This window comes from Maricaulis sp. W15, from assembly GCF_001924955.1.
Lineage (GTDB): Bacteria > Pseudomonadota > Alphaproteobacteria > Caulobacterales > Maricaulaceae > Maricaulis > Maricaulis maris.
In genome coordinates this window covers 12,847-37,610 of record NZ_LQXG01000001.1, presented here as the reverse complement: position 1 = coordinate 37,610, position 24,764 = coordinate 12,847, and the positions used below count along the sequence as shown (strand labels likewise).

The 24,764-nt window shown below is 65.1% G+C and carries 15 protein-coding genes; 7 read left to right on the top strand and 8 right to left on the bottom strand.

What is annotated here, in order from left to right; genetic code table 11:
• Positions 1-135 precede the first annotated feature (135 nt).
• From AWH62_RS00110 to AWH62_RS00095, 4 genes are all read left to right on the top strand, one after another.
• A complete protein-coding gene (locus tag AWH62_RS00110; protein ID WP_083634938.1) occupies positions 136-1,524 on the top strand; it encodes an NAD(P)/FAD-dependent oxidoreductase in 1,389 nt (462 codons plus the stop codon).
• A complete protein-coding gene (locus tag AWH62_RS00105) occupies positions 1,521-2,297 on the top strand; it encodes a DUF1365 domain-containing protein (protein WP_075188435.1) in 777 nt (258 codons plus the stop codon). The genes AWH62_RS00110 and AWH62_RS00105 overlap by 4 nt, the downstream gene beginning before the upstream one ends.
• Positions 2,297-3,568 (top strand): cyclopropane-fatty-acyl-phospholipid synthase family protein, encoded by a 1,272-nt coding sequence (locus AWH62_RS00100; protein WP_075188434.1) that lies wholly within the window; start codon positions 2,297-2,299, stop codon positions 3,566-3,568. The genes AWH62_RS00105 and AWH62_RS00100 overlap by 1 nt, the downstream gene beginning before the upstream one ends.
• A 120-nt stretch (positions 3,569-3,688) precedes the next feature.
• A complete protein-coding gene (locus tag AWH62_RS00095) occupies positions 3,689-5,830 on the top strand; it encodes a bifunctional diguanylate cyclase/phosphodiesterase (RefSeq protein WP_075188433.1) in 2,142 nt (713 codons plus the stop codon).
• A 43-nt stretch (positions 5,831-5,873) separates the two neighbouring features.
• Here AWH62_RS00095 and AWH62_RS00090 read toward each other — a convergent pair whose 3' ends face one another.
• The 6 genes from AWH62_RS00090 to AWH62_RS00065 form a co-directional block, all read right to left on the bottom strand.
• Positions 5,874-7,400 carry an MFS transporter gene (locus AWH62_RS00090; RefSeq protein ID WP_075188432.1) on the bottom strand — a complete coding sequence of 509 codons (1,527 nt, stop codon included), beginning with the start codon at positions 7,398-7,400 and terminating at the stop codon, positions 5,874-5,876.
• 127 nt (positions 7,401-7,527) lie between these two features.
• On the bottom strand, positions 7,528-8,562 hold the full coding sequence (locus tag AWH62_RS00085; RefSeq protein ID WP_075188932.1) for a LacI family DNA-binding transcriptional regulator: 1,035 nt from the start codon (positions 8,560-8,562) through the stop codon (positions 7,528-7,530).
• A gap of 49 nt (positions 8,563-8,611) precedes the next feature.
• Positions 8,612-9,964, bottom strand: a complete 1,353-nt coding sequence (locus AWH62_RS00080) for an MFS transporter (protein WP_233128211.1) — start codon at positions 9,962-9,964, stop codon at positions 8,612-8,614.
• 23 nt (positions 9,965-9,987) lie between these two features.
• Positions 9,988-11,364: a GntP family permease gene (locus tag AWH62_RS00075; protein ID WP_075188430.1), complete on the bottom strand. Its 1,377-nt coding sequence runs from the start codon at positions 11,362-11,364 to the stop codon at positions 9,988-9,990.
• Positions 11,355-12,377 (bottom strand): SMP-30/gluconolactonase/LRE family protein, encoded by a 1,023-nt coding sequence (locus AWH62_RS00070; protein ID WP_233128210.1) that lies wholly within the window; start codon positions 12,375-12,377, stop codon positions 11,355-11,357. Before AWH62_RS00070 ends, AWH62_RS00075 begins: the two co-directional genes overlap by 10 nt.
• On the bottom strand, positions 12,374-14,701 hold the full coding sequence (locus AWH62_RS00065; RefSeq protein WP_075188429.1) for a glycoside hydrolase family 3 N-terminal domain-containing protein: 2,328 nt from the start codon (positions 14,699-14,701) through the stop codon (positions 12,374-12,376). The genes AWH62_RS00070 and AWH62_RS00065 overlap by 4 nt, the downstream gene beginning before the upstream one ends.
• A 329-nt stretch (positions 14,702-15,030) precedes the next feature.
• On the opposite strand from AWH62_RS00065, the gene AWH62_RS00060 reads away from it, so the two are divergent.
• From AWH62_RS00060 to AWH62_RS00050, 3 genes are all read left to right on the top strand, one after another.
• A complete protein-coding gene (locus tag AWH62_RS00060) occupies positions 15,031-16,947 on the top strand; it encodes a glycoside hydrolase family 9 protein (RefSeq protein ID WP_198928848.1) in 1,917 nt (638 codons plus the stop codon).
• A gap of 20 nt (positions 16,948-16,967) precedes the next feature.
• Entirely contained in the window at positions 16,968-19,538 is a 2,571-nt protein-coding gene (locus AWH62_RS00055) for an exo 1,3/1,4-beta-D-glucan glucohydrolase (protein WP_075188428.1), read from the top strand.
• Between the two features lie 79 nt (positions 19,539-19,617).
• Positions 19,618-20,403 carry an enoyl-CoA hydratase/isomerase family protein gene (locus AWH62_RS00050; protein ID WP_075188929.1) on the top strand — a complete coding sequence of 262 codons (786 nt, stop codon included), beginning with the start codon at positions 19,618-19,620 and terminating at the stop codon, positions 20,401-20,403.
• Between the two features lie 8 nt (positions 20,404-20,411).
• Here the strand turns inward: AWH62_RS00050 and AWH62_RS00045 are convergent, their stop codons facing one another.
• Positions 20,412-23,534 (bottom strand): efflux RND transporter permease subunit, encoded by a 3,123-nt coding sequence (locus AWH62_RS00045; RefSeq protein WP_075188427.1) that lies wholly within the window; start codon positions 23,532-23,534, stop codon positions 20,412-20,414.
• Complete coding sequence (locus AWH62_RS00040; protein ID WP_075188426.1) at positions 23,531-24,658, bottom strand: efflux RND transporter periplasmic adaptor subunit; 1,128 nt, start codon at positions 24,656-24,658, stop codon at positions 23,531-23,533. Before AWH62_RS00040 ends, AWH62_RS00045 begins: the two co-directional genes overlap by 4 nt.
• Positions 24,659-24,764 lie beyond the last annotated feature (106 nt).

The following is a 24,764-nucleotide window of genomic DNA, read 5'->3' as shown; positions in this document are numbered from 1 at the left end:
CGCCCTACGATGACAGCCGCGAAGCGGATCACTCGAGCGACCGCATTTTACATGGATTGCGATGTGATCCGCGGACCGGTGCGCTGCGTAGCCATCAACACCAACCCGGCCACCAGCTCGAATGCGAGACAGCGCATGTCCCATCAAATCCCCCGCCGCATCGCCGTCATCGGATCCGGCATCTCCGGTCTTGCCGCCGCCTGGCGCCTGTCGCAAACGCAGGCGGTGACACTCTTCGAAGCGGCTGACCGGCTGGGTGGGCACGCCAATACTGCGCAGATCGAGATCGGGGAGCGGGCCTTCGGGGTCGACACCGGCTTCATCGTCTATAATCCGCGCAACTACCCGAATTTTGTCGGCCTGCTTGATGAACTTGGGGTCGAAACCGCCGAGAGCGACATGTCCTTTGCCGCATCCATCGGCAATGGCGGGTTCGAGTATTCGTCCAACCCGTCGGGCCTGTTTGCCCAGCGCCGCAACGTGCTGCGCCCGCGCATGTGGCGGATGATCGCCGATATCCTGCGCCTGAACCGTCACGCCCGCGACAGGGCACGCACGGCAAGCGCCCTCACGCTCGACGACTTCCTGAAGCAGAAAGGTTATTCGCGCGCTTTCCGCGAAGATCACATCCTGCCGATGTGTGCGGCGATCTGGTCGTCGCCGGTCGACCAGATGCGCGGCTTCCCGGCCGACGCCTTCTTCCGCTTCTTCCTCAATCACGGGCTGCTGCAGCTGACCGACCGCCCGCAATGGCGGACCATCACCGGTGGCAGCCAAGCCTATGTCAGCGCGCTTGCCGGTGCGATCAAAGGCGAGATCGCGCTGTCGACACCGGTCCATGCCGTCCGGCGCAATGCCGAGGGTGTGACGCTGACCCTGGGCGATGGCGCCACCGCAGACTTCGACGCCGTGGTCTTTGCCTGCCATTCCGACCAGGCGCTGGCCCTGCTCGCCGATGCCGACCGGCAGGAAACCAGCCTGCTCTCGGCCATCCGCTATCGTCCCAACACGGCAGTGCTGCACACGGATACCCGACTGATGCCGGCACGCCGATCCGCCTGGGCGAGCTGGAACTATCTCGAGCGCAGCCGGGGCGATACCCGGGAAATTTCCCTGACCTACTGGATGAACCGGCTGCAGCCCCTGCCGGTTTCAAGCCCGGTCCTGGTGACCTTGAACCCGCAGACCGAGCCCGATCCGGCGCGTGTCCTGCGCACCGATCACTACGATCATCCGGTGTTCGACCAAGCCGCGATTGCCGCCCAAAGCGCAATCGGTGCGATCCAGGGACGCGGCGGCGTCTGGTATAGCGGCGCTTGGCTCGGATCCGGTTTCCATGAGGACGGGCTGCAGTCCGGCCTGCTGGTTGCCGAAGCGCTGGGCGCGCCGCTGCGTCCATGGTCACACCCGGAGATGAACGCCCGCATCGCCTGGCCCGGACACTTGGCCGACACGCGGGTCGACATGCCGACCGACACCGAAGCGGACACGGCGGCGGACACGCTCGCCATCGCCGCCGAATGAGGGCTCTGCCTGCCTCCCTCGCGATTGGTCAGGTCGGCCATACGCGCCATCGGCCGCGCCATCACAGCCTGCGCTATCGCATGGCGTCGGTACTGGTGGATATCGACGGCCCCGACACGCCGGCCTCACGCAATGTCGTGTTCGGTTTCAACAGGCCCGCCCTGGTCAGCCTGTTCACACGCGATTTCGGGCGTCCCGACATGACAGTGCGCGCCTGGGTCGAGGCACGCCTGCGCGCGGTCGGTCTCGAAAGCGAGCTGGGCCGTATCCAGCTGCTCGCCGCCCCCCGCATTCTTGGCCTCGCCTTCAACCCGGTCTCGGTCTTCTTCGCCTTCCGGCCCGACGGTTCGCTGGCCGGGCTGGTCTTCGAGGTCAGCAATTTCCACAGCGGTCGCGGCGCCTACGCCGTAAACCTGCCGCGGGACCACGACCCGGACGAAGCCGTGCGTTTCGTGGCGGACAAGCGTTTCTTCGTCTCGCCTTTCAATCCGGTGGCCGGCGAATACATATTCCGGCTGGCGCGCCACGGCGCGACCTATCAGCTCGGCATCCAGCTGGTGCGTGACGGACAACGCATCCTCAGCGCCGTGCACACTGCCACCTTGAAGCCGCTCACCCCGTCAGCGCTTGGCGCCGTAGCCTGGCTCGTCGGGGGCAATACGGCACGCATCTTTTTTGCTATCCTGTGGGAGGCGCTGAAACTGCGCCTGAAGGGGTTGGCGACCTTTGCCCCCCGCCGCGGAACCATTGACACAACGCCCGGGAGGCATTGATGGACGCGTACAGCAACAAATCCCAGGCGCGGAGCCTCAGGCCGTCGCGCCTGCAAGCCTTCGCCGCGCGCCGGATTTCGCAGGCCCTCGCCGGACTGACCTCATGCCGGCTGCGGGTCGAGCTGCCCGGAGGCTATCGTTTTACCGTCGGACCGGAACAATCCGAACTCAGCGCCGACTGGACCATCCACAAATGGAACGCCCTGTTGCGGATCGCGGCGAGCGGTACGCTCGGCTTTTCCGAGGGCTTCGTGAATGCCGAGTGGGACACCGCCGACCTGCCGGTCCTGCTGACCGCGCTTGCCCGCGAACTCGACCAGGTCTCGGCGGCGCGTGGGCGCGGAGGGCCAAGCCGCATTCTGGGCCGGGTCCAGCACTGGCTGAACGGCAACACCCGGCGCGGCAGTCGTCGCAACATCTCTTTCCACTACGACCTCGGCAATGACTTCTATCGCCAATGGCTCGATGACAGCATGACCTATTCCTCGGCGGTCTTTGCCAATGACGATGAAAGCCTGGCCGACGCCCAGGCGCGCAAATATCGCCGCATCTGTGACAGCCTCAAACTCAAACCCGGCGATCGGGTGCTTGAGATTGGTTGCGGCTGGGGCGGGTTCGCCGAGGTCGCGATCCGCGACTATGGCTGCCATGTCACCGGGGTAACCCTGTCCCAGGAACAGCTCGACTTTGCCCGCGCGCGCCTCGATGCGGCCGGACTGGCTGACAGGGCCGATCTTCGCCTGCAGGACTATCGCGATGTCGATGAGCGCTTCGACGCCATCGCCTCCATCGAGATGTTCGAGGCGGTCGGCGAGGCCCATTGGCCAGTATATTTCCAGCGCCTGCATCATTGCCTGAAGCCCGGCGGGAAGGCGGCCCTCCAGATCATCACCATCCGGGAACTCGATTTCGCCGACTACCGGACCTCGGCGGATTTCATCCAGAAATATGTCTTCCCGGGCGGGATGCTGCCGCCGGTCCCCCTTCTCGCAGAACTCGCCCGCGAGGCCGAGCTGGTGCCGCAGGCACAGACCATGTTCGGCGACAGCTATGCCCGCACCCTGTCAGCCTGGCATCGCAGCTACCGGGCGAGCTGGCCCGATATTGAAGCGATGGGCTTTGACGCCCGGTTTGACCGAATCTGGCGCTTTTACCTTGCCTATTGCGAGGCCGGCTTCCGCACAGGGCGGATCGATGTCGGGCAATTTGTCTACGCCAAACCGTTGGCAGCAACGCTCCAGGACACGCTCACAGGCTGCACACCTGCATGAAATATGACGCAACTTGCGTTTGACAACTGCAATTTGCCCCAAATTCCGTCGCTTTGCTGACGAGGCCTTTACGAGTTTCCGGCACGCTTTCCCGTCCAAGACGACCAAAAGGTGGACTGGATGGGACGGACACTCGACAGCACTTTGAGCCGCTACATCAATGTGGCGACGCTGGTGAGTCTGATTGCCTCCGTTCTCACAATCTACTTCTTCGTCGGCGCCCTGAACCGCAACGCCGAACGCAATGATCGCCGACTATTGTCCGCAGGCATCGAGGCCACAACCCGCCAGAACGAGATCTGGGTCACGGATTATGGCTGGTGGGGCGAAGTGCTCACGCTGTGGAATGAACAGGAAGAGCGCGTTCTAACCGGCAGCCTGTCATCATCCTTCTCCGACCACGGCGCATTCGACTTTGTCGCCCTGTCTTCAACCGACAATGTCGACGGCATGAGTTGGCACCGGGATACCGGCAGCCAAGTCCGGACCGATGTCCTGACACATGACGACATCGCAGCCCTGCGTGCCGACCTGGCGGCGGCCTATGAGCAAGGCCGCTATATCGCGACCCATTTCCTCGACATCGGCGGCATCCCCTATCTCGCTTCGGTGACCGTGATGGGTGAATATGACGACCGGGCGTCGATGACAGATCCCATGAAGGATCCGATCATCGTGCTTGGCGCGGCCATGGATGATGACTTCCTGACCGCGACCCATGACGTTTTCCTGGTGTCGGGGGCTGCCTTGCACGACGGCGCCATGCCGCGAAACACCACCGGGCTCGAACTGAGGGACGATAATGGCCACCTTGTGGGCTGGATGAGTTGGCAAGCCTCTCGGCCCGGACTGGACACGCTGCGCCTCGCCTTCATCCCGTTGCTGGCCTACATCGCCATCTTCTTCGTCGGCGCCCAGCTGATCGCCCACAAGGCGCGGACACTCGCCCGGCACGCCGAAAACAACGAAAAACGCGCCGTCATCGCGGCCGGAACCGATAATCTGAGCGGCCTTCCGAACCGGTTGGGCTTCACGAGCTTCATCGAAAGTCGCGCCGCGCGGCAAGCGGCCGGGAATGGCGAAGCGGCGGTAATCTATATCGACCTCAACGGCTTCAAGGCGGTCAATGACAAAGCCGGTCACCGCGCCGGTGATGACGTGATCCGTCGCGTGGCCCACCGCTTCCGCGGCGCGGTCGATGGCACCGTCCACATCGCGCGCATTGGCGGTGATGAGTTCGCCTGCGCACTGATCGGCGCCGATGGCGCCCAGGCGGCGCTCGACATCGCGCGCAACCTATCCGCTTGCCTCGCTCGACCGTTCGATATTGACGGTCGAGCCTTCGAGATCGGGGCCGCGATCGGCATTGCCCATTCGGACCCGGGCAATCCCAAACCCTTCACCCAGCTGATCCATGACGCCGACCTCGCCATGTATCGCGCCAAGGCGGACCAGCTCGACAAGCCGCTTGTCTTCAATGCCAGCCTCGGACTTGAAGCCGATGCCCGCCGGGCGCTGGAAGCCGACATCGAAGCCGGTCTTGAGCGCAATGAATTCTTCGTTGTCTACCAACCCATCGCCCGCTCGTCCGATGGCAGCACGGCCTCGGTTGAGGCGCTGTTGCGCTGGGAGCATCCGACCCGCGGCGCGGTGCCGCCGGACGTCTTCATTCCGGTTGCCGAAAACTCCAAGCTGATCCGCCGCTTGGGCGATTTCGTGGTACGCTCAGTGTGCGAAGAGATCGGGGCCGACGCGCCCCATTCGGTATCGATCAACCTGTCACCGGCCCAGCTGACCGACGAACGCCTGTGCGAACGCTATCTGCGCGAGCTGCGCTCCCACGGCATGACGGCAGACCAGATCGAATTCGAACTGACCGAGGCGGTTCTCGTTGAGGATTTCGACCGTGCCAAGGCGCGCCTGATGGAACTTCACGACGCTGGCTTCAAGGTCAATCTCGACGATTTCGGGACCGGATTCGCCTCGGTGGGCTATCTGCACATGCTGCCCTTCTCGAAGATCAAGATCGACAAGAGCTTCGTGCAGACGATCGGCCGCGGCGAAGGCCCCAACAAGATGCTTCAGGCCCTCGCCCTGCTGGGCGACGCCCTGTCCCTGGAAATGGTCGCTGAAGGCGTGGAAACCGAAGGCCAGGCCGCAATGCTGCGACTGCTCGGCTTTGAATACCTGCAAGGCTGGCATTTCGGACATCCGCTGCCGGCATCCCAGCTCAAGGCGCGCGGCGCCGGTAAGGCGGCCTGATTACGGTCGAGCGCCATGATGCCTGTCGCCGATCCGGGCTGACTCACATATCGCTTGCCTGTGCCGCCGCGGCAGCGCGGGCGCGCCTGTCGAGTTTCCTGGCAAGCCCCGCGTGCAACCGGGCGTGGCGCATCGGTGTCAGCGGATAGCTCCAGATCAGCGGAACTGAGAGCGCATAGAGCGCGATCGGTCCAAGGCAGTAGACCAGCCGCAGCGACAGCACGCCGATGGCACTCGACGCCTCCAGATTGCCCGACGCCTGATAGCCCAGCAGGCCGACAATCCCCAGCGCCAGACCGGTAAAGATCGCCGCCGCCAGTTTTTCCGACAGGCCGAGCACCGCAAAATAGGTCCCGGCGCGACGGCCACCGGACCGGACACTGTCGATATCGACGACGTCGGCGAGCATGGCCAGCGGCAGGAATTGCAAACCGCCAAAGGCGAAGCCCTTGAGCAGGAAGAGGCAGAAAAAGGCGAAATAATCACCGCGGCCAAGCAAGAGATTGCTGGCGCTGACCACGCTGACAAAGCCGAGCGTGACCATGAAAGCCCGGTGTTTGCCGAGTTTCTTGCCCAGCCAGAGCCAGAACGGGATCGCCGCAATTCCGGAGATGAAATACAGGAAATAGGCCGCGCCGATCGTCGGAATGCCGATGATGTCGCGGATGAAGAAGAGTGAGACGGCGTTGCGCAGGCTCTCACCGGCAATCACCAGGAAAGCGATGATGAGAACCCGGCGCATCGGCCCGTTGCGCCAAAGATGACGGAAACCCTCGACCATCGGCACCCGCTCACGCAAGGCGGGTGGTGGCTCCTTGACGGTGGTGATGATCAGGGTCGAAAGCAGGGGAACGGCAATGATGATGGCAATCGCCAGCCCCATCAGGACCGGCCCGGTGAGCGCCGCCCGACTGGTCGGGGTGCGGGTCATCAGTTCGCCGGTGAAAGCGCCGGTCACATCGCGCCAGATTGCCGCGAAAATCTCAGTCACCGCGCCGCCATCGGCGAAAATCTCGATCACCATCGGCACGGCGGCCGCCATCAGCAGACCGGTCAGATAGTAGAATTCCCGCGCTGCCGTGACCTGGCTGCGGACATGGTAATTGGCCGATAATTCCGCACCCCAGGCCCGGAAGGGGATCTGGATCATGGTGGCGCTGGCGAAAAACAGGGTCAGCCAGACCAGGAAATAGAGAATGCCGGCGCCCGTTGGCGGCACGAAGAGGAACCAGGCCGACACCATAAGGGCCGGCGCGCCCAGCGCGATATAGGGTTTGCGGCGCCCGAACCGGGTCCGTCCGCGATCGGAAATTTCCCCCATCAGCGGGTCGGTGAAAACATCCGTGAAGCGTGCGATCATGATGATCAGGCCGATCGCCTGCAGCGACAGGCCGAGCTGGCCGGAATAGTGGGCCGGCAGCCAGATCGCCAGCGGATAGCCATAAACCGCGAGCGGCAGCGCCAGCGAACCATGCAGGAAAATGGTCGAGCGCTTGATCGTCGGCTCGGGTCCGTCGCCGGGCGCGGGCAACGTCGGCGCGACCGGGGCAGCCGGCACATCTGCGGTCATGATTATCCTCCCAGTACGCTGACCGTCCGTGTTATTGTGTCGGATCGGCCAGCTTTTCCAAGTTTGAGTATGCCGGGAGGGCAGAGTCAAATTAAACGCATGACATTGCGCAGTCGTGACCTTGGCGTCAGTTCCGGGGGGCGGGCCCGGTGGAATCGCGATGGATGATCTCGTAGTCGAGATACTCGTTCGGCACGTCTTGCATGCCCGGGAGCTGATTGGTCGCCGCATCGATCAGCTGACGCGTCGCCTCATTACCCATCGTCAGGAGCGGCTGGCGGACGGTGGTGAGCGCCGGCCACATTTTCTCGGCGATCTCGGAATCGTCGAACCCAACCACCGACAGATCATCCGGCACATCGATCCGCAAACGGTGTGCCGACATCAGGACGCCGGCCGCCATGTCGTCATTGGCCGCAAACACGGCCGTCGGCCGGTTGGCCAGGGCAAACAGGGCATCGCCCGCTTCCAGCCCGGTCGGGAAGTTGAAATCACCGGGTTGCACCAGCGCCTCATCGAGCGCGATTCCAGCCCCGTCAAGCGCGTCACGATATCCGGCGAAACGCTCATGGGTGGCGTTCTGGTCTTCCTTGCCGCGCACAAAGGCGATCCGCGTGTGGCCGAGCGATATCAGGTGTTCGGTCAACTCACGCGCCGCCTCGCGCTCATTGATTTTCACGATGATCCGGGCATCGGGCAGATTGTTTGGCCCCACCCGGGCGACCGGCACGTCAAACCGTTCGAGCACGCCATAAAGGCGCTCATCATTGGATAAGGGTGGCACCAGGATCAGCCCGTCCGGCTTGCTCGCCGCCATCAGGCGCTCAAAGCGTGCGACCAGATCCGCCTCCGGCATGTCCCGCAAATCCTCCATCAACGACACCATCAACTGATAGCCGCGCTGCTGGCAGGTTTGCACTGCGCCGAACTGGATCGCGTTGACATAGGCCGAACGGTGCGAGTGGCTAACCAGGTGGATGGCATAGGAGCGCCGGCTGCGCAGCGCCCGGGCCGTCGTCGACGGCACATAACCAACCTCGGCCGCAGCCGTGCGGACCTTGTCACGCAGGCTTTCCTTGACGTGCGGCTCATTGTTGAGGACGCGCGACACGGTTTTGATGGAGACACCCGCCTTGTTGGCGACGTCGATCATTCTAGCCATGGCCATGCCTCCCCCGGAACCGGATCCCGCGCATCAGCCGACGAACCCGTCATTTCGATCCCCCGATCTGCCCGACGATGCGGGCATGCAGGGTGCGATTCAATGGTAATTTCAGAATCAGCAAGGTCGACAGGGCCAGAAGCAACGATGGCATCAGGAAGATATGGAAGCGGATTCCGTCAACCGTTGCAGCGCTCTGGGTGGTCGCATCAATGTCATAGCCGACCTGCGACAACATGAAACCAACGAACAACCCCATCAGTCCCCCGGACAGTTTCTGGACCAGCAGGACCGAGCCGAAAACCGCGCCTTCATTGCGCTCGCCGGTCTTCCACTGCCCGTATTCCACCGTATCGGGAACGAAGGACCAGACCAGCACACCGAAAGCCCCGAAGGCAGCGCCATAGCCGATGATCTGCAGTGGCACGCCGGCCACGACACGGGCGCCACTGATGGCAAGATCGAGCCCGCACAGGATCGCCAACACGCAGGCCAGCGCCCAGCCCGCCTTCTTGCCGAAGCGGCGAATGAAGACGGTCCAGACCGGGATCGAGGCCAGCGTCGCCGTCGCATAGGCGGTCATCACGACTTCCTTGCGGGCAAAGACCGGCGCATTGACGTCGATGAAGAAGCTGAGCGGAATCAACAGGCTGGCGACCGCGCCCGACTGCAGGAAAATCATCATCAGAAGGATCGCCAGAGCGTGATTGTCACGGATGGCGAGGATGAAGCGCCAAATGCTCGGCGGCCGTGCCGATGCGCAGCGCCCCGGTGGCGGTTTTTCACGCGTGCCGGCAAAGCACAGCATCAACGCGATGGTTGCGACCAGCGCCCCGATAACAGCCGCCGCCTGGAAGCCGGCCGCCGCCGTATCCTCGCCGCCCCCGAAATGACGCACCAGCGGGAACCACAAGCCGGACACGGTGAGCAGGCCCGCGAAGGCAAAGAACATGCGCACGCCCGAGAATGTGGTCCGCTCGACACTGTCATAGCTGAGCCGCGACGCCAGTGCCGAATAGGGTACGGCAACGATCGTATAGACGGTGCGGAACAGGACATGCGCCGCTGTCAGCACGGCGATCAACGCCATGCCCTCGAGCGGCGGGATCCAGAACAGAAGGCAAAAACTGAGTCCCAGCGCCCCGCCGCCGAACAGGATATGCGGGCGATAGGTGCCAAAGCGTGACCGGGTCCGTTCCGACAAGCTTGCCACAACCGCATCGGTGACCGCGTCCCAGGCCATGCCGACGAAATAGATTGCCCCTGCGACGGCAGGGCTGAGCCCGACCACTTCGGCATACCAGAACATCAGGACCAGCGAGAGCGCGTTCCAATAGATGTTCAGGCCGAAATCGCCGACCCCGTAGCCGGCATAACGCCGAAACTCATTGCCCGTTGCCAAGATGCCTCCCCCTCTGGCCCGCATCAGACCAAGAGGGACAGGATGAGCGACGTGGCGAAACCCGCAAGGCCGATGATCAGCGTTGCGACGGTCCAGCTTTGCAGGGTTTGTTGTTCATTGAGGCCGAATATCCGGCTGACCAGCCAGAATCCGCTGTCATTGACGTGCGACAAAGCGGTCGCGCCAGCGGCGATCGCGATCACGCACAGGGCCAGGTCCGGCGGTGCCAGACCGGCGGCGCTGGCCAGCGGGGCGGTCAGACCGGCCGCCGTGATCATCGCCACCGTCGCGCTGCCTTGGGCAACACGGACCAGCAGGGCCAGCACGAAGCCGGCAACCAGCGGGGCCAAGCCCAGCGCCGTCGCGGCGTTGGCCAGCTGGGCACCGGCGCCGGTGTCAACCAGGACCTGTTTGAAAGCACCGCCGGCGCCGGTCACGAGGATAACCGCCCCCGACGGCTCGAGCGCCCGCGACAATCCCTCGCCGAGACGCGCCCGCGCCGCATCATCGGTCGGTCGGAAGACCAGAAAGGTTGCACCGCACGCAATCAGGAGCGCCATGAAGGGATGGCCGACAAAAGCAATCACATCGCCGGCAAGACCGCCAATCCCCAGACGGGCGGCCAGCGTTCCGGCCAGGATGAGGACAAGCGGCAAGCAAATCAGACCGGCCGCCCAGACAGCGGCTCCTGCCCGCGCCGGTGTGGCGTCGGACGCCCCGGCGGGTGTCTCCATTGTCAGGCCGCGATCTGGCGTCCCTGCCAGCAATCCACGGCGGTCGAGCCAGCCAGCATAGATCGGCCCGGCCAGGGCCAGGGCCGGCAGACCCGCCACCACACCGAACAGGATGACCAGGCCGAGTTCGGCCCCGAGAATTTCGGCCACGGCGATCGGTCCCGGCGTGGGCGGGATGAAACTGTGGGCCACCGCCAGGCCGCAGGCGAGCGGCAGGCCGAACGTCAGGGCGGCCCGTCCCGTCTTGCGGGCGAAGGCAAAGGCGAGGGGTGCGAGGATGATCAGGGCGACATCGAAGAAGACCGGGATGGAGGCCAGCAATCCCAGCCCGCCCATCAACCAGCGCCCGCCGGCCGGCGTGCGCCCAGCCAGAAGCCGGTTTGCCAATTGCTCCAGCCCGCCTGAGCGTTCGATGATGACACCAAACAGGGCGCCAAGTCCGATCACGATCGCCACAAAGCCGAGCGTGCCGCCCATGCCGCGCGTGATGGTGTCAAACGCCGCCGCTGGTGCCAGCCCGGCGGCGACCGCCGCGAAACAACTCACAAGGATCAGCGCCGCAAAGGCGGGCATGCGCGCCCGCAGGATCAGGACCAGCAGGGCGATGATCGCCGCCAGGGTGGCCAGCAGCGGCCGAAACTCCTGTAGCAGCGCCCCTAGCTCCATTGCACGCCCCGGCTTTGCGTTTCGACCCGCAGGAGACGGTCTTGGGCGGTGATGAAAAGACTGCGTCCGTCGGCGCCGCCAAAGGCGCAATTCGCTGTTCCGCGCCCGGTCAGGATACGTCCCAGAAGCTCGCCTCCGGGTGACAGGACAAGCACGCCGCCAGGCCCGGTCGCGAACAGGTTGCCGGCCGCATCGACGGCCATCCCGTCCGGCAGGCCGGGGCCGTCGAGCGATGCGGCATCATAGAACAGCTCATCGCTGTCGATTGCACCGTGCGGGCCCAGACCAAGGACGCGGATTACCGGCGCTTGCGGATCTGATTGCGCGATGTAGAGACGGCGCCCATCGGGCGACAGGGCAATCCCGTTGGGAAAGCTCATATCGTCCAGCAGGCGTTCGATCACGCCGTCGGGGCGGCGGCGATAGACGCCATTGACCGACATTTCCTTGAGCGGCGACGCATCAAGCCCGTCCAGCCCATAGGGCGGGTCGGTGAAATAAATGCTGCCGTCTGCCGCTTCCACGAGGTCATTGGGTGAGTTGAAACGCTGGCCGGCCAGGCCGGTCGCGAGCGGCGTCCGGACCTGCGTGTCGGGATCGATCATCACGACCGAGCGGGTACCATGCACACAGGCCAGCAATTGCCCGTCGGGGCGCATCCAGAGACCATTTGCCCCGGGCTCGCGAAAGCCCTCTGCCTCCGCCAGCGGGATTCCGGACGGGTCGAGCCAGGTCTCCACCTGACCACCCGGCTGCCAGCGATAGGCGCGATTGCCGGGAACGTCTGTGAAATACAGGCAAGCCCGCTGGCGATCCCAGGCCGGCCCCTCGGCCCATTGGTAACCCGTGCCGAGCAGGTCAGCCCCTGCGGTCGGGTCGATCAAGGTGTCGAGCCGAGGGTCAAGCCGCTCGACCGTGATCTTGCGGTCCGGCGTGCCGGAATTGCGTGAACACGCGCCCAACAGAAAACTGGCCGTGGCGCCGGCCAACACGGCGCGGCGTGTCGTCATCATTCCACCTCGACCCCTGTAGCAATGGCGGTGGCAGGGCGATCAGATACGCCGTCGCCGGTGATGGTCAGACGGGCTGACTGGCGCAGATCGGCCGAGGACGCCCCGACGCTGAGCTCGATATCGCCGGCCTCGATCCGCCAAACGCCGGGCGACTGGAAGATCGCAAACTGCGCCGGCTCCAGCGCAAAGGTGACCGATCGTGTTTCACCGGCTTCCAACGCCACCCGGGCAAAGCCCCGCAATTCAAGACGCGGACGCGCCACCGAGGCGACCGGGTCGCGCATGTAGAGCTGGACGACCTCATCTCCAGCGCGGTCGCCGGTATTGGTGACCGCGAGCGTGAGCCGCGCGGTCTCTCCGGGCGCGACCGCCGTGCGGTCCAGCTGCAATTCGCCATATTCGAAGGCCGCGTAGCTCAGCCCGTGGCCGAACGAATATAACGGCGTGATCGGCAGGTCATGGAAGCGATTGCTGTCATTCGACAAATCCGGATCGGCCGGGCGTCCGCCGGGATATTCCGAATAGGTGAACGGCGCCTGGCCCGTGGTGCGCGGGAAAGAAACCGGCAAGCGACCGGCCGGAGAGACCCGGCCATAGATGATATCGGCCAGCGCCGGTCCGGCCTCGACGCCGAGCATCCAGCTCGCCAGCACCGCATCGGCGCGCTCGGCGATATCGGGAATGGCGAGCGGGCGACCACTGACCAGCACCACCGTGACCGGGCGCCCGGTATCGAGCACCGCGCTCGCCAGCGCCCGCTGGCTGGCCGGCATGAACAGGTCGGAGCGGCTGCGCGCCTCGCCGGACAGGTCATAATCCTCACCGACAACCAGAATGACATGATCCGCAGCCATCGCCTCGGCCACCGCCTCCGGCAGGCCGGACAGGTCATCGCTGCGCGGATCGGCGCCGGATGCATAGCGGATATCGACACCGGCAGGCGCCTCATCCCGCAAGCCATCGAGCAGCGAGATACCCGTGTCGGGCGTACCGCGCGCTCGCCAGGAACCGAGTTGGGTGGAGGCGTCTTCTGCCAGCGCCCCGATCACCGCGACCCGGCCAGTCCCCGCGCCCAGCGGCAACGCCCCGTCCCGGTTCTGCAGCAATACGATACTGCGCGCCGCGATGCGCCGGGCCTCGGCCCGGGCGGTCTCCGTCAGCATCGCCGCCTCGCGGTCGGCATCATGATAGGCCATCGGCGTGTCAAACAGGCCGAGGCGTTCCTTGGCGGTCAGGACATGGCCGACCGCGCGGTCGAGATCGGCCATCAGCGCCGGCTCGGCCTCGATGGCAGCGGCCAGGTCATTGGCGAAAACGGCGCTGGTCATATCCATGTCGACACCGGCACGCAGGGCCAGGGCTGCCGCTTGGACACGGGTCTCGGCGACGCCGTGATTGATCAGCTCGGCGACCGCATTCCAGTCGCTGACGATCATGCCGTCAAAACCCCAGCGGGCCCGCAACACATCATCGATCAAATGCTCATTGGCCGTGCTCGGCACACCGGCGATATCGTTGAACGCGGTCATCATCGAACCGCTTCCGGCCGCGCTGGCAGCATGGAAGGGCGGCAGGTAGATTTCGTGCAGGCTGCGCTCGGACAGGTCGGCGGTACCATAGTCGCGACCGCCGATCGGCGCGCCATAAGCGCCGAAATGCTTGGCCGTCGCCATGATCGTGTTGCCGGCGGTCAAATCATCGCCCTGGAAGCCCGTCACTTGCGCCACCGCCAGGCGGGCGCCGAGATAGGGGTCGCTGCCGCCGCCCTCCACGATCCGCCCCCAGCGCGGATCGCGGGCAATGTCGATCATCGGGGCGAAGGTCCAGTGCAGACCGGCGGCGCTGGCCTCATCGGCCGCGATCCGGCTGGCGGTCACGAGGTCGTCCGTGTCCCAGCTGCTGGCCATGGCGATCGGGACCGGAAAGATCGTGCGATAGCCGTGCACCACGTCCATCGCAAACAGGAGCGGAATGCCGAGCCGGCTCTCTTCCACCGCGACCTGTTGCAAAGCCCCCAAGGGCGCGGCGCCGGCGACATGCAGGTAAGACCCGATCTCGCCGCGCCGGACCCGGTCAAGCTCGTCCGGGGTGAGGCGCGAATTGAGGTTTCTCGACCGTCCGCCGGCAACCTGGTTGAGCTGGCCAAGCTTCTCTTCCAACGTCATCTCGGCGAGCAGGCCCGCCACGCGTGGCGACCAGATCGCCACCTGCTCGGCCGGAGCGGTCGGCAAGGTTGCGGCAACCGCACTGTCGGGGTCGGATGCCACCGGCTGGCATGCGGCGAGCGCCGCGGCAGCGACGAGAACTGGAATGGATGATTTCATGGATACGGCCTCGCCCCGGGCGGAAAAGACCGGAGCGCCGCAACGACGCCCCGGTGTTGAGTTCAGAGGGATGGGAAACCGGCAACAGACCGGTCCAATTGACCCGCTGCGGCAACGGGCGGACGCGGAGTCCAAGCACCGTCAAACACTGGATTTGTCATGCTCACCCTCCCCGTTGACCGCCATTGACAGCGTTGTCAATTACTGACAATTTCACGTCAAGAACGACACCTGTCAAGGCAGGGCATGGCCAGCAACCAATTGCGGTCCGGCAGGCTGGAACAGGTCGGCGGGCGAAAACGCGGCACTGCGACACCATGGGGGAGAGGATGAGGCGAGTTGCAAAACCGCGTGCGCGGCGGATTGTCGGATTAACCGGCCTGGCCCTGGCTGTCGCCGCGACAACGCCAGCCCTGGCAGATAGCTGCATGCCCGCCGAAGCCGCACCGCAAGACGCACCCGCCCTTCGCCTGACACAGCATGGTTTCGAGACCCGGGGCCGCAAGCTGGCCATCCTGCGAACGGCCCACGCCGAACCCGTTGACTGGCAGGTAGTCGACGCTGCCGGGACGGTGATCGCGGTCGGGACGAGCGAGGTCTTCGGCGCCAATCCGACCTCAGCCGACGCATTGCACCGGATTGACCTGTCAGCGCTGGACATGGCGGGAGAGGGATTCCGGATCGAGGCCTGTGGCACCACAAGCCGCGCCTTCACCGTCTCGGACCGCCCTTTTGACCAGCTCAGCGTCGACAGCCTGACCTATTTTTATCACAACCGGCTGGGCACACCGATTGAAGCCGCGCATGTGCAAGGCGAAGCCTGGGTCCGCGACGCCGGCTTCCCGCACAGCACGCCAACCTGTTTTCACGGCACGGACGAGGCGGGCAATGTCTGGCCGGGCTGCGACTACCGGCTTGATGTGACCGGCGGCTGGGCCGATGCCGGCGATTACGGCAAATACGTCGTCAATGGCAGCATCGCCGTGTGGACGCTGCAGAATTTCGTCGAACGCCTGAGCAGCCAACCCGACCCGGTCGCCGCCATGTGGGCCGATGGCCGGGCACCCATGCCGGAAAACGGCAATGGCGTTTCCGACATATTGGACGAGGCGCGCTGGCAGCTGGAATTCATGCTCGCCATGCAAGTGCCCGATGGGGCCCGCCTGTCGGTGCCGTTGGGTCGCCAGGATGGTCGCGAACCGTTGCAATTGAGCGAGATCGACGCCGCTGGCCTGGTCCACCACAAGGTCCATGAGCGGGCCTGGCTGCCGGTTCCCATCCTGCCGGCGGATGCGCAGGAAGAACGCTTCCTGTTGCCGCCCTCCACCGCGGCTAGCCTGAACCTGGCCGCCTCTGCGGCCCAGGCCGCGCGGCTCTGGCGCGAGATCGACCCGGACTTTGCCGCCCGCTGCCTTGACGCGGCCCGGCGCGCCTATTCCGCAGCCCGCGCCTATCCGGAGATCTACGCCTACAATAATTTCGGCGGCGGCGGCGCCTATGGTGATTTCCGTCTCGATGACGAGTTCGCTTGGGCGGCGACGGAGCTCTTTGTCACCACTGGCGAGACCGCCTATCTGACGGATGTACAGGGCGATGCCGCGGCGCCGGCCGAAGCGCCCGTGCTGCAGGTTCGCGGCGCCACGATCGCCTGGCCAGCCGTTGACCTGCTGCCAGCCCTCACCTTGCTCACCGCCGAAACGGTCGAGGATGACGCCCTGCTTGCAGCGGCGCGTCAGCAGATCATCGACACCGCCGATCGCTATCTCGCTGACCGGGCGATGGAGGGTTATGCCTTCCCGTTCAGCCCGGACCAGTATGTCTGGGGTTCGAACGGCAATCTGGCCAATCGCGGCATTGTGCTGGCCATGGCGCACACGCTGACCGGCGAGGCCGATTACCGCAACGCCGTGATCGACGCCATCGACTATCTGCTCGGCCGCAACGCGCTCGACCAGTCCTATGTCAGCGGCTATGGCGAGCGTGCGATGCGCCATCCGCACCACCGTTTCTGGGGCGCCGGCGCCGATCCGGAATACCCGCCGGCGCCACCCGGCGCCGTCTCCGGCGGACCCAACGCCACCAATATGAGCGACCCGGTCGCGACCGAAATGCGCGGCCAGTGTGCGCCGCAGGCCTGCTGGGCCGATAATTACCGCGCCTATGCGCTCAACGAGGTGGCCATCAACTGGAACGCACCCCTGTTCTGGATCGCCGCCTATCTCGACACCACCCACAGCAATGACTGATCCGGATTGAGGACACCATCATGACCCGACTGACCCGAACCCATAGCCTCACCACCGTATCGCTCCTTGCCATGCTGGCGCTGGGCGCCTGCCAGCCGAGCGACGCCGCCAACACGTCGCAAACGGTCGATGTCGCCAATGAGACGCCCGCCCCCGTCGCCGCCGACGGTGTCATCCACCCCGAACTGTGGCCGGAATTCACGCCGCCGCCGCTCGACCCCGCGGTCGAGGCGCGCATCGACGCGATCATGGCCACCATGACGGTCGAGCAGAAGGTCGGTCAGGTCATCCAGGCTGACAGCGGATCGGTGACGCCCGAGGAAGTCCGCGAATACCGGCTCGGCTCGGTTCTCAGCGGCGGCAATTCTGCGCCGGGACCGCTGCCCTATGCTGATACAGAGACCTGGCTTGAGGCGGCCGATGCCTATTTCAACGCTTCGATCGACCCGGAGGGCGTGGAGACCGCGATCCCGATCATCTGGGGGATCGACGCGGTCCATGGTCACGCCAATCTGCGCGGCGCCGTCGTCTTCCCGCACAATATCGGCCTTGGCGCGACGCGAAACCCGGACCTGATCGAAGAGATTTACCGTGTCACGGCGCGCGAACTCTCCGTCTCCGGCCATGACTGGACCTTCGCACCGACCCTGGCCGTGCCGCAGGATGATCGTTGGGGCCGGACCTATGAAGGCTTTTCCGAAGACCCGGCCATCGTTGCCTCCTATGGCGACCGGATCGTGTACGGGCTGCAGGGGCGACCGGGCACGGATGACTTCATGTCGACTGGCCATGTCATCTCAAGCGCCAAGCATTTCCTCGCCGATGGCGGCACCGAGAACGGCCGCGACCAGGGCGATGCGCTGATCAGCGAGGCCGAGCTGCGTGACATTCACGCCGCCGGCTATCTGACCGCCATTCCGGCCGGTGTGCAGACGGTGATGGCGTCCTTCTCGAGCTGGTGGCACCAGCCGATGCACGGCAATGAGGCGCTGCTAACCGATATCCTGAAAGACCGGTTCGGGTTTCAGGGCTTCGTGGTCGGCGACTGGAACGGGCATGGCCTGATCCCGGGCTGCACCTCGACCGATTGCCCGCAGGCCTTCAATGCCGGCCTCGACATGTATATGGCGCCGGACAGCTGGCGTGAGCTTTATCACTCCACCCTGGCGCATGTGCGCTCCGGCGAGATCAGCCAGGAACGCCTTGATGATGCCGTCCGCCGCATCCTGCGCGTGAAGATTAATTCGGGTATTTTCGAAATATCTCAGCCTAGCGATCGCCCGCTGGCCGGCAATGCCGGCGTGCTGGCGGCACCCGAGCACCGCGCCGTGGCCCGCCAGGCGGTGCGTGAAAGCCTCGTCCTGCTCAAAAATGCCGACCAGACCCTGCCCCTTGATCCCGGCCTGACCGTTCTGGTGGTCGGCGACGGGGCTGATGACATCGCCAAGGCGTCGGGTGGCTGGACCCTGTCCTGGCAGGGCGGTGGCATCGACAATTCGGAGTTCCCCAACGGCCAGACCATTCTCGACGGCATCCGCGAGACCGTGGAAGCGGCCGGCGGCAGCGTCATCCATGATCCCGACGGCACGTCCGCCGCCGCCGCCGATGTCGTCATCGCGGTCTATGGCGAGAACCCCTATGCGGAATTCCAAGGTGACCGGGAACATCTCGATTTCGTGCCGAACGGGTTTGATACCAACCGTCTTGCCGAACTCGGCGCCAACGGCACCCCGGTCGTCTCGGTCTTCCTGTCGGGACGTCCGATGTGGGCCAATCCCGAGATCAACGCCTCCGACGCCTTTGTCGCGGCCTGGCTGCCGGGCAGCGAGGGCGGCGGCATTGCCGACATGTTGTTCCGCACCGACCCGGCCTTTGACTTCACCGGACGCCTGTCCTTCTCCTGGCCCGGCGATGCTCTGGGTGAACCGCTCAATCCGGGCGATGACGCCTACGCGCCCCTCTTCCCGCTTGGCTATGGCCTTGGCTTTGATGATGACGGCGCTTTGGCTGCACTGTCGGAAGTCTCCGGCCTCGCCGATGGCGACAGTGCGCCGGACGGCACTTATTACACGCGCGGACAGACGGTAACGCCGTGGCAGGCCTCGATCTGGTCAGGCGGGGCCAGCGCATCGGCCGACACTTTGCCCGCCGAGCTCGACGGGATCCAGGTGCGGGCGACGGACCGAACTGCGCAGGAAGACTCCCTTCAAGTAACCTGGCAGGCCGGCATGACAGGCCTCCGCCTCGATACGGCCGAGCCGGTTGATCTGGAGCGACAGGCCAATGGCGCCATGGAACTCGCCTTCCAGGCCCGCGCTTTCGGCAATGCGCCGGAACAGGTCGGCGTCGGGATCGGATGCGCCGCCGACGGTGAATGCGAGGCCAGCGTCCCGATCACCATCATGCAGGGCAATTGGAGCGAATATCGCATCTCGCTCAACTGTTTCGCTGATGCGGGTGTGGACATGCAGGCGATCAATTCGGCCTTCATTCTCTCCCTGCCCGAGAGCGGCGGCGAAATCGGCATCAGCGAGATCCGTCTCGACTCCGACACCGACGCGATGCGGACTTGCGGCGACACCGCCAACTGACCGCCAGATCGGCCAAGACTTGCCGGGCACACCCGGGCTGGCGCAGATAGGGATACTGTCCGCCAGCCCGGAGACCGCCGTGACCGACGCGCCGATCCATCTCGACCGCCACGACCATCATGCCGAACTGGTGCTGAACCGGCCGCAGCGCCGCAATGCGCTCAACGCGGCCATGTGGACGGCCCTGCCCGACCTGCTCGACGAAGCCGCGGGCGATGACACGATCAAGGCGCTGGTCGTGCGCGGTGCGGGTGGCAGCTTTACCGCCGGGGCCGACATCTCGGAATTCGACACCGTCTATGCCACCGCCGAGGCGGCCCAAACCTATACCAATGCCATTGCGCGCGGGCTCGACGCGCTGGCCCATTTTCCCAAGCCAACCCTGGCCGTGATCCGCGGCGCCTGCATCGGCGGCGGTTGCGGCCTGGCCCTGTCCTGCGACCTGCGTTTTACGGCGTCGGATGGCCGTTTCGGGATCACACCCGCCAAGCTCGGCCTCGCCTATACGCTCAACGACACCAAGCGCCTGATCGACGCCGTCGGCGTGTCGACCGCCAAGGACCTGCTCTATTCGGCACGATTGATCGACGCAACCGAAGCGCTGGCCATGGGCCTGGTCAATCGCTGTTTCGAACCGGACGAGCTGGACGCCGAGGTTGGCGCCTATCTCGAAATGATGCTGTCACGATCGACCGGGTCGGCGCGCGCCATCAAACGGGTGATCCACCTCATCCGGCAGGGCGTGGACGGCGATACCGACGAGACCCGCCAGCTCTTCCTCGACGCTTTCCAGAGCGATGATTTCCGCGAGGGCTATAACGCCTTCCTGGGCAAGCGGACGCCCGACTTTACCGGGCAAGGCTGACACGCCGCCTATTCGGCGGCGGTCTCGACCCCGTCATCGCCGGCGGCCCGAGCCTCGTCCTCAAGCTGGCGCGAAACCCAGTTCGGCGTCTTGGTGAAACGACCCAGCACGCCATAGGCGACCGGGATCACGAACAGGGTGAAGAGCGTTGCCACGGCGACGCCGGCGAAGATCACCACACCGATCGTGATGCGGCTCTCCGCGCCCGGGCCAGAGCCGATCACCAGCGGAAAAGCGCCGATGGCGGTGGAGATGCCGGTCATCAGGATCGGCCGGAAACGGGTCTCTGCGGCATCGAGTGTCGCGGTGCGCAGATCGCGACCGGTCTCACGGAGCTGGTTGGCAAATTCGACGATGAGAATGCCGTTCTTGGCCGCCAGACCGATCAGGATGACCAGGCCGATCTGGGAATAGATGTTGAGGCTGGAGCCGACCAGTTCCAGTCCGAACAGGCCGCCGGCCACCGCCAGCGGCACGGTCAGCATGATCACCAGCGGCTGGATCAGGCTTTCAAACTGCGCTGCCAGGACCAGGAAAACGATCAGCAAGGCCATGCCGAAGGCGAACAGGACAGCCGAGTTGGCGCTGAGGAATTCCTTGGCGCCGCCGAGATAGGTGGTGCCCATTTCCGGCGGCAGGTCGCGCTGGGCCCAGCCGTCGAGCCATTCAACCGCCTCGCCCAGCGTGTAACCTTCGGCCAAGGTCGCGGAGATGGTGACGGCGCGTTGACGATCGACCCGGTTGCGCGATGAGGCCTCGCCGACCTCGTGCAGTTCGACCAGGTTGGAGAGCGGGATCAGCTGGCCGCCACGGCCGGACACGTAAAGCGTTTCCAGATCCTGCGGGCTGGACCTTTCCTCGCGCCGGTTTTCGAGGATCACATTATAGGCCTCGCCGCGGTCGATGAATTGACCCACCCGGCGCGAACCGAGATGGGTTTGCAGGGTCTGGCCGATCTCGGACACCGAGACGCCCAGATCGGCGGCGCGCTCGCGATTGATGTCGACGATGAGGCGCGGACTGGTCGGCTCGTAATTCTTGCGGGCTCGCAGAAGGCCCGGATTGCCGGCCCGGATCGCGGCCATGAGCCGCTCGGCCTGCTGGTCGAGACTGCCATAATCAGGGCCTTGCAGGACAAATTGCACGTCATCACCGCCGCCGCCGCCGCCCAGCGAGGAGCGCATCGAGGCGAAGGCCTGCACTCCGGTCAGCTGACCGAGACGGCCATTGAGGTCGCGCATGATGTCACTGCCCGGGCGACGTTCGCCCCAATCGGTCATGGTGCCGATCACGAAGCCGGAATTGAAACCGCTACCGCCCCAGCCCGGCGAAATCACCAGCACGCGGCGCAGTTCGCCGGCATCGACATATTCCATCGCGATGGCTTCGACCTGGTCGGCCTGCTGCGACATATAGTCGAAACTCGCGCCCTCGGGCCCGGCAAAGCGGCCGAAGAAGGAGCCGCGGTCTTCCGGGGGTGTCAGCTCGGCCGGCAAGCGGTCGAGCAGGAAGGCCGACCCCGCCATCGCCACGGCGACGAAGGGGATGATCAGGAGCGGCATTTTCAGCGCGATTTCCAGACTGTCGCGATAGGAGCGCCGGGCCATATTGACGATGCCATTGACCCATTTCGCCAAGCCCTTGGCTTCGCGGCTGGGACGCAGGAGTTTGGACGCCATCATCGGCGACAGGGTCAGCGCGACAAAGCTGGACAGCACCACGGCACCGGCAATCGTGAGGGCCAGCTCGGTGAAGATGCGGCCAATGAAACCGGGCAGGAAGACCAGCGGCACAAAGACAGCGACGAGAACCGCGGTGGTGGCGATCACTGCGAAAAAGACCTGACGCCCGCCGCGCAGGGAGGCCAGGGCCGGGGGCTCGCCGAGATCGACCCGGCGCTGGATATTTTCCAGCACGACAATCGAATCATCGACCACCAGACCGATCGCCAGCACCAGGGCCAGCAGGGTCAGGATGTTGATCGAGAAGCCGGCGACGGCGAGCACGGCAAACACGCCGATCAGGCAGACCGGCACCACGGCAGCGGGGATGATGGCGGCGCGCAGGCTGCCGAGGAAAAGATAGATCACCAGCACGACCAGGGTCGCGGCGATGGCCAGGGTGCGCCAGACTTCCTTGATCGATTCCTCGATGAAGACCGTGTCGTCCGACGCCGAAATCATCTCCATGCCTTCCGGCAGGGTGAGGCGGACGCGGTCTGCCTCGACCGCGATGGAATCGGCGACTTCGACCGAATTGGCCTGGCTCTGGCGGACGAAGCCGAGCCCGATCATGTTCTGGCCATTGCCGCGGAACAAGGTGCGCGGCTCCTCGGCGGCGAGTTCGACATCGGCGACTTCGGCAAGGCGCACGACATGGCCCTCGCCGGTGCGCGAGATCGGCAGGCGAGCAAAGGCCTCAGGGTCGGCGAACAGGCGCTCGACACGGACCACGATCTGGGTGTCGGGCGTTTCCACCGAACCGCCGGGCACTTCGACATTCTGGGAACGCAGGGCGCCGTCAATATCCGCCACCGTGACGCCGCGCGCAGCCATGGCCTGCGGATCAAGCCAGATCCGCATCGAGTAGCGGCGTTGGCCGCCAATACGGACCTGGGCGACGCCATCAATGACCGAAAACCGGTCCAGCAGCGCCCGCTCGGCATAGTCCGACAGCTCCTCCGACGTCATCCGATCGGACAGGAGATTATACCAGATGAAGGGCCGGGCATCGCTGTCCTGCTTGCGGACCTCGACCTGTTCCACATCCTGGGGCAACCGATCGATAATGCGTGAAACGGCGTCGCGGACATCATTGGCCGCGGCCTCGATGTTGCGATCAAGCGAGAACGTGATCGTGACCCGGGACGAGCTGTCGCGCGAGGAGGAGGTGATGGTGTCGACACCATCAATGCCGGACAGCTGATCCTCGATGATCTGGGTGACGCGGTTCTCGACCACCTCGGCATTGGCACCGGGATAATCCGCCGATACCGACACCACCGGCCGGTCGACATCCGGCAGTTCGCGCAGTGGCAGGCCGCGCAGGCCGAGGACGCCGAAGACGACGATCAGGGCGCAGAAGACAAAGGCCAGGACCGGCCGACGGACGGCGACATCGGAGAGTGTCATTGGGCCGCGCTGCTCCCACCTGCCGCGACCCCGGCCATCACGCCATTGGCGCCGAGGCGCATCTCGCGGGTAATTTCAACCGCGGCGCCGTCGCGAATGCGATGCACGCCTTCGGAAATGATCTGCTCGCCGGCCGTCAGCCCGTCGAGCACTTCAACCATGGTACCGGCGCGGCGGCCCAGCTCGATACTGCGCTGGCGTGCAATCATGCCTTCGGCCGCCTCTTCAACCACATAGACGAAGGTCTGGTCGAGATAGCGGGTCAGGGCAGCGCCCGGCACCGCCGGATGGCTGCGAACATCACGCCGAACAGCGACGGTCATCAACTGGCCGGGCAGGAGGCGGCCGTCGAGGTTTTCAATTTCGGCGCGGATGGTGACGCTGCGCGTGATCGGGTCGATCCGGCTGTCGATCTGGGCGATCTCGCCGGTAAAAACCTCACCGGGATAGGCCGAGGTCTCCGCCGCCACCTGCATGCCGGCACTCACCACCGACAGGAAGCGCTCCGGGACGGTGAAGTCGAGCTTGATACGGCTGGTATCATCGAGCCGCGCAATCGTGTCGCCCGGGCGGACCAGGCCACCAAGACTGACTTCGCGCAGGCCGACAATGCCGGCGAAGGGCGCCCGCACGATGCGATCAGCCAGCTGCGCCTCGATCGACGCCACCCGGGCCCGCGCCCGCTCAAGCGCAGCGGTCGCCTCGTCGAATCGTGATTGCGGCACAACGGCGCGCGCGATCAGGTCATTGGTGCGATCAAGATCACGCTGGGCTTCGCGCTGCGTGGTCCGCGCCTCGGCCAGGCCGGCGGCCTCTTCCGTATCGGTCAGCTCGACCAGGATTGCACCGGCGGCGACATGCTGGCCGGACTCGAAATTGATCCGCGAGATCGTATCGGTCACCCGCGCCGTGACCGTCACGGTCTCATTGGCCCGCGCGGTTCCGAGCGCCTCGACGACATCGGCGAATTCGACGCTCGGCACTGCGGCAACGGCCACTGGCAGGACACGCTCGCCACGTCCCGCCATCTCATCCCCGCCGGGCAACAAGGCCCGGACGGCAACAATGACGGTCATCGCCACAAAGGCGACAAGGACAACAATCAAGAAACTGGCACGACGCATGGCATTCTCCTGAGCGCATAAATGGCCCACAGGCGCGCAAAGGCAAGTATTGAAGTAAGCGCGTGCCGGTTGGTGTCCACACCAGGGTGACAGACAGTTCCGCCTT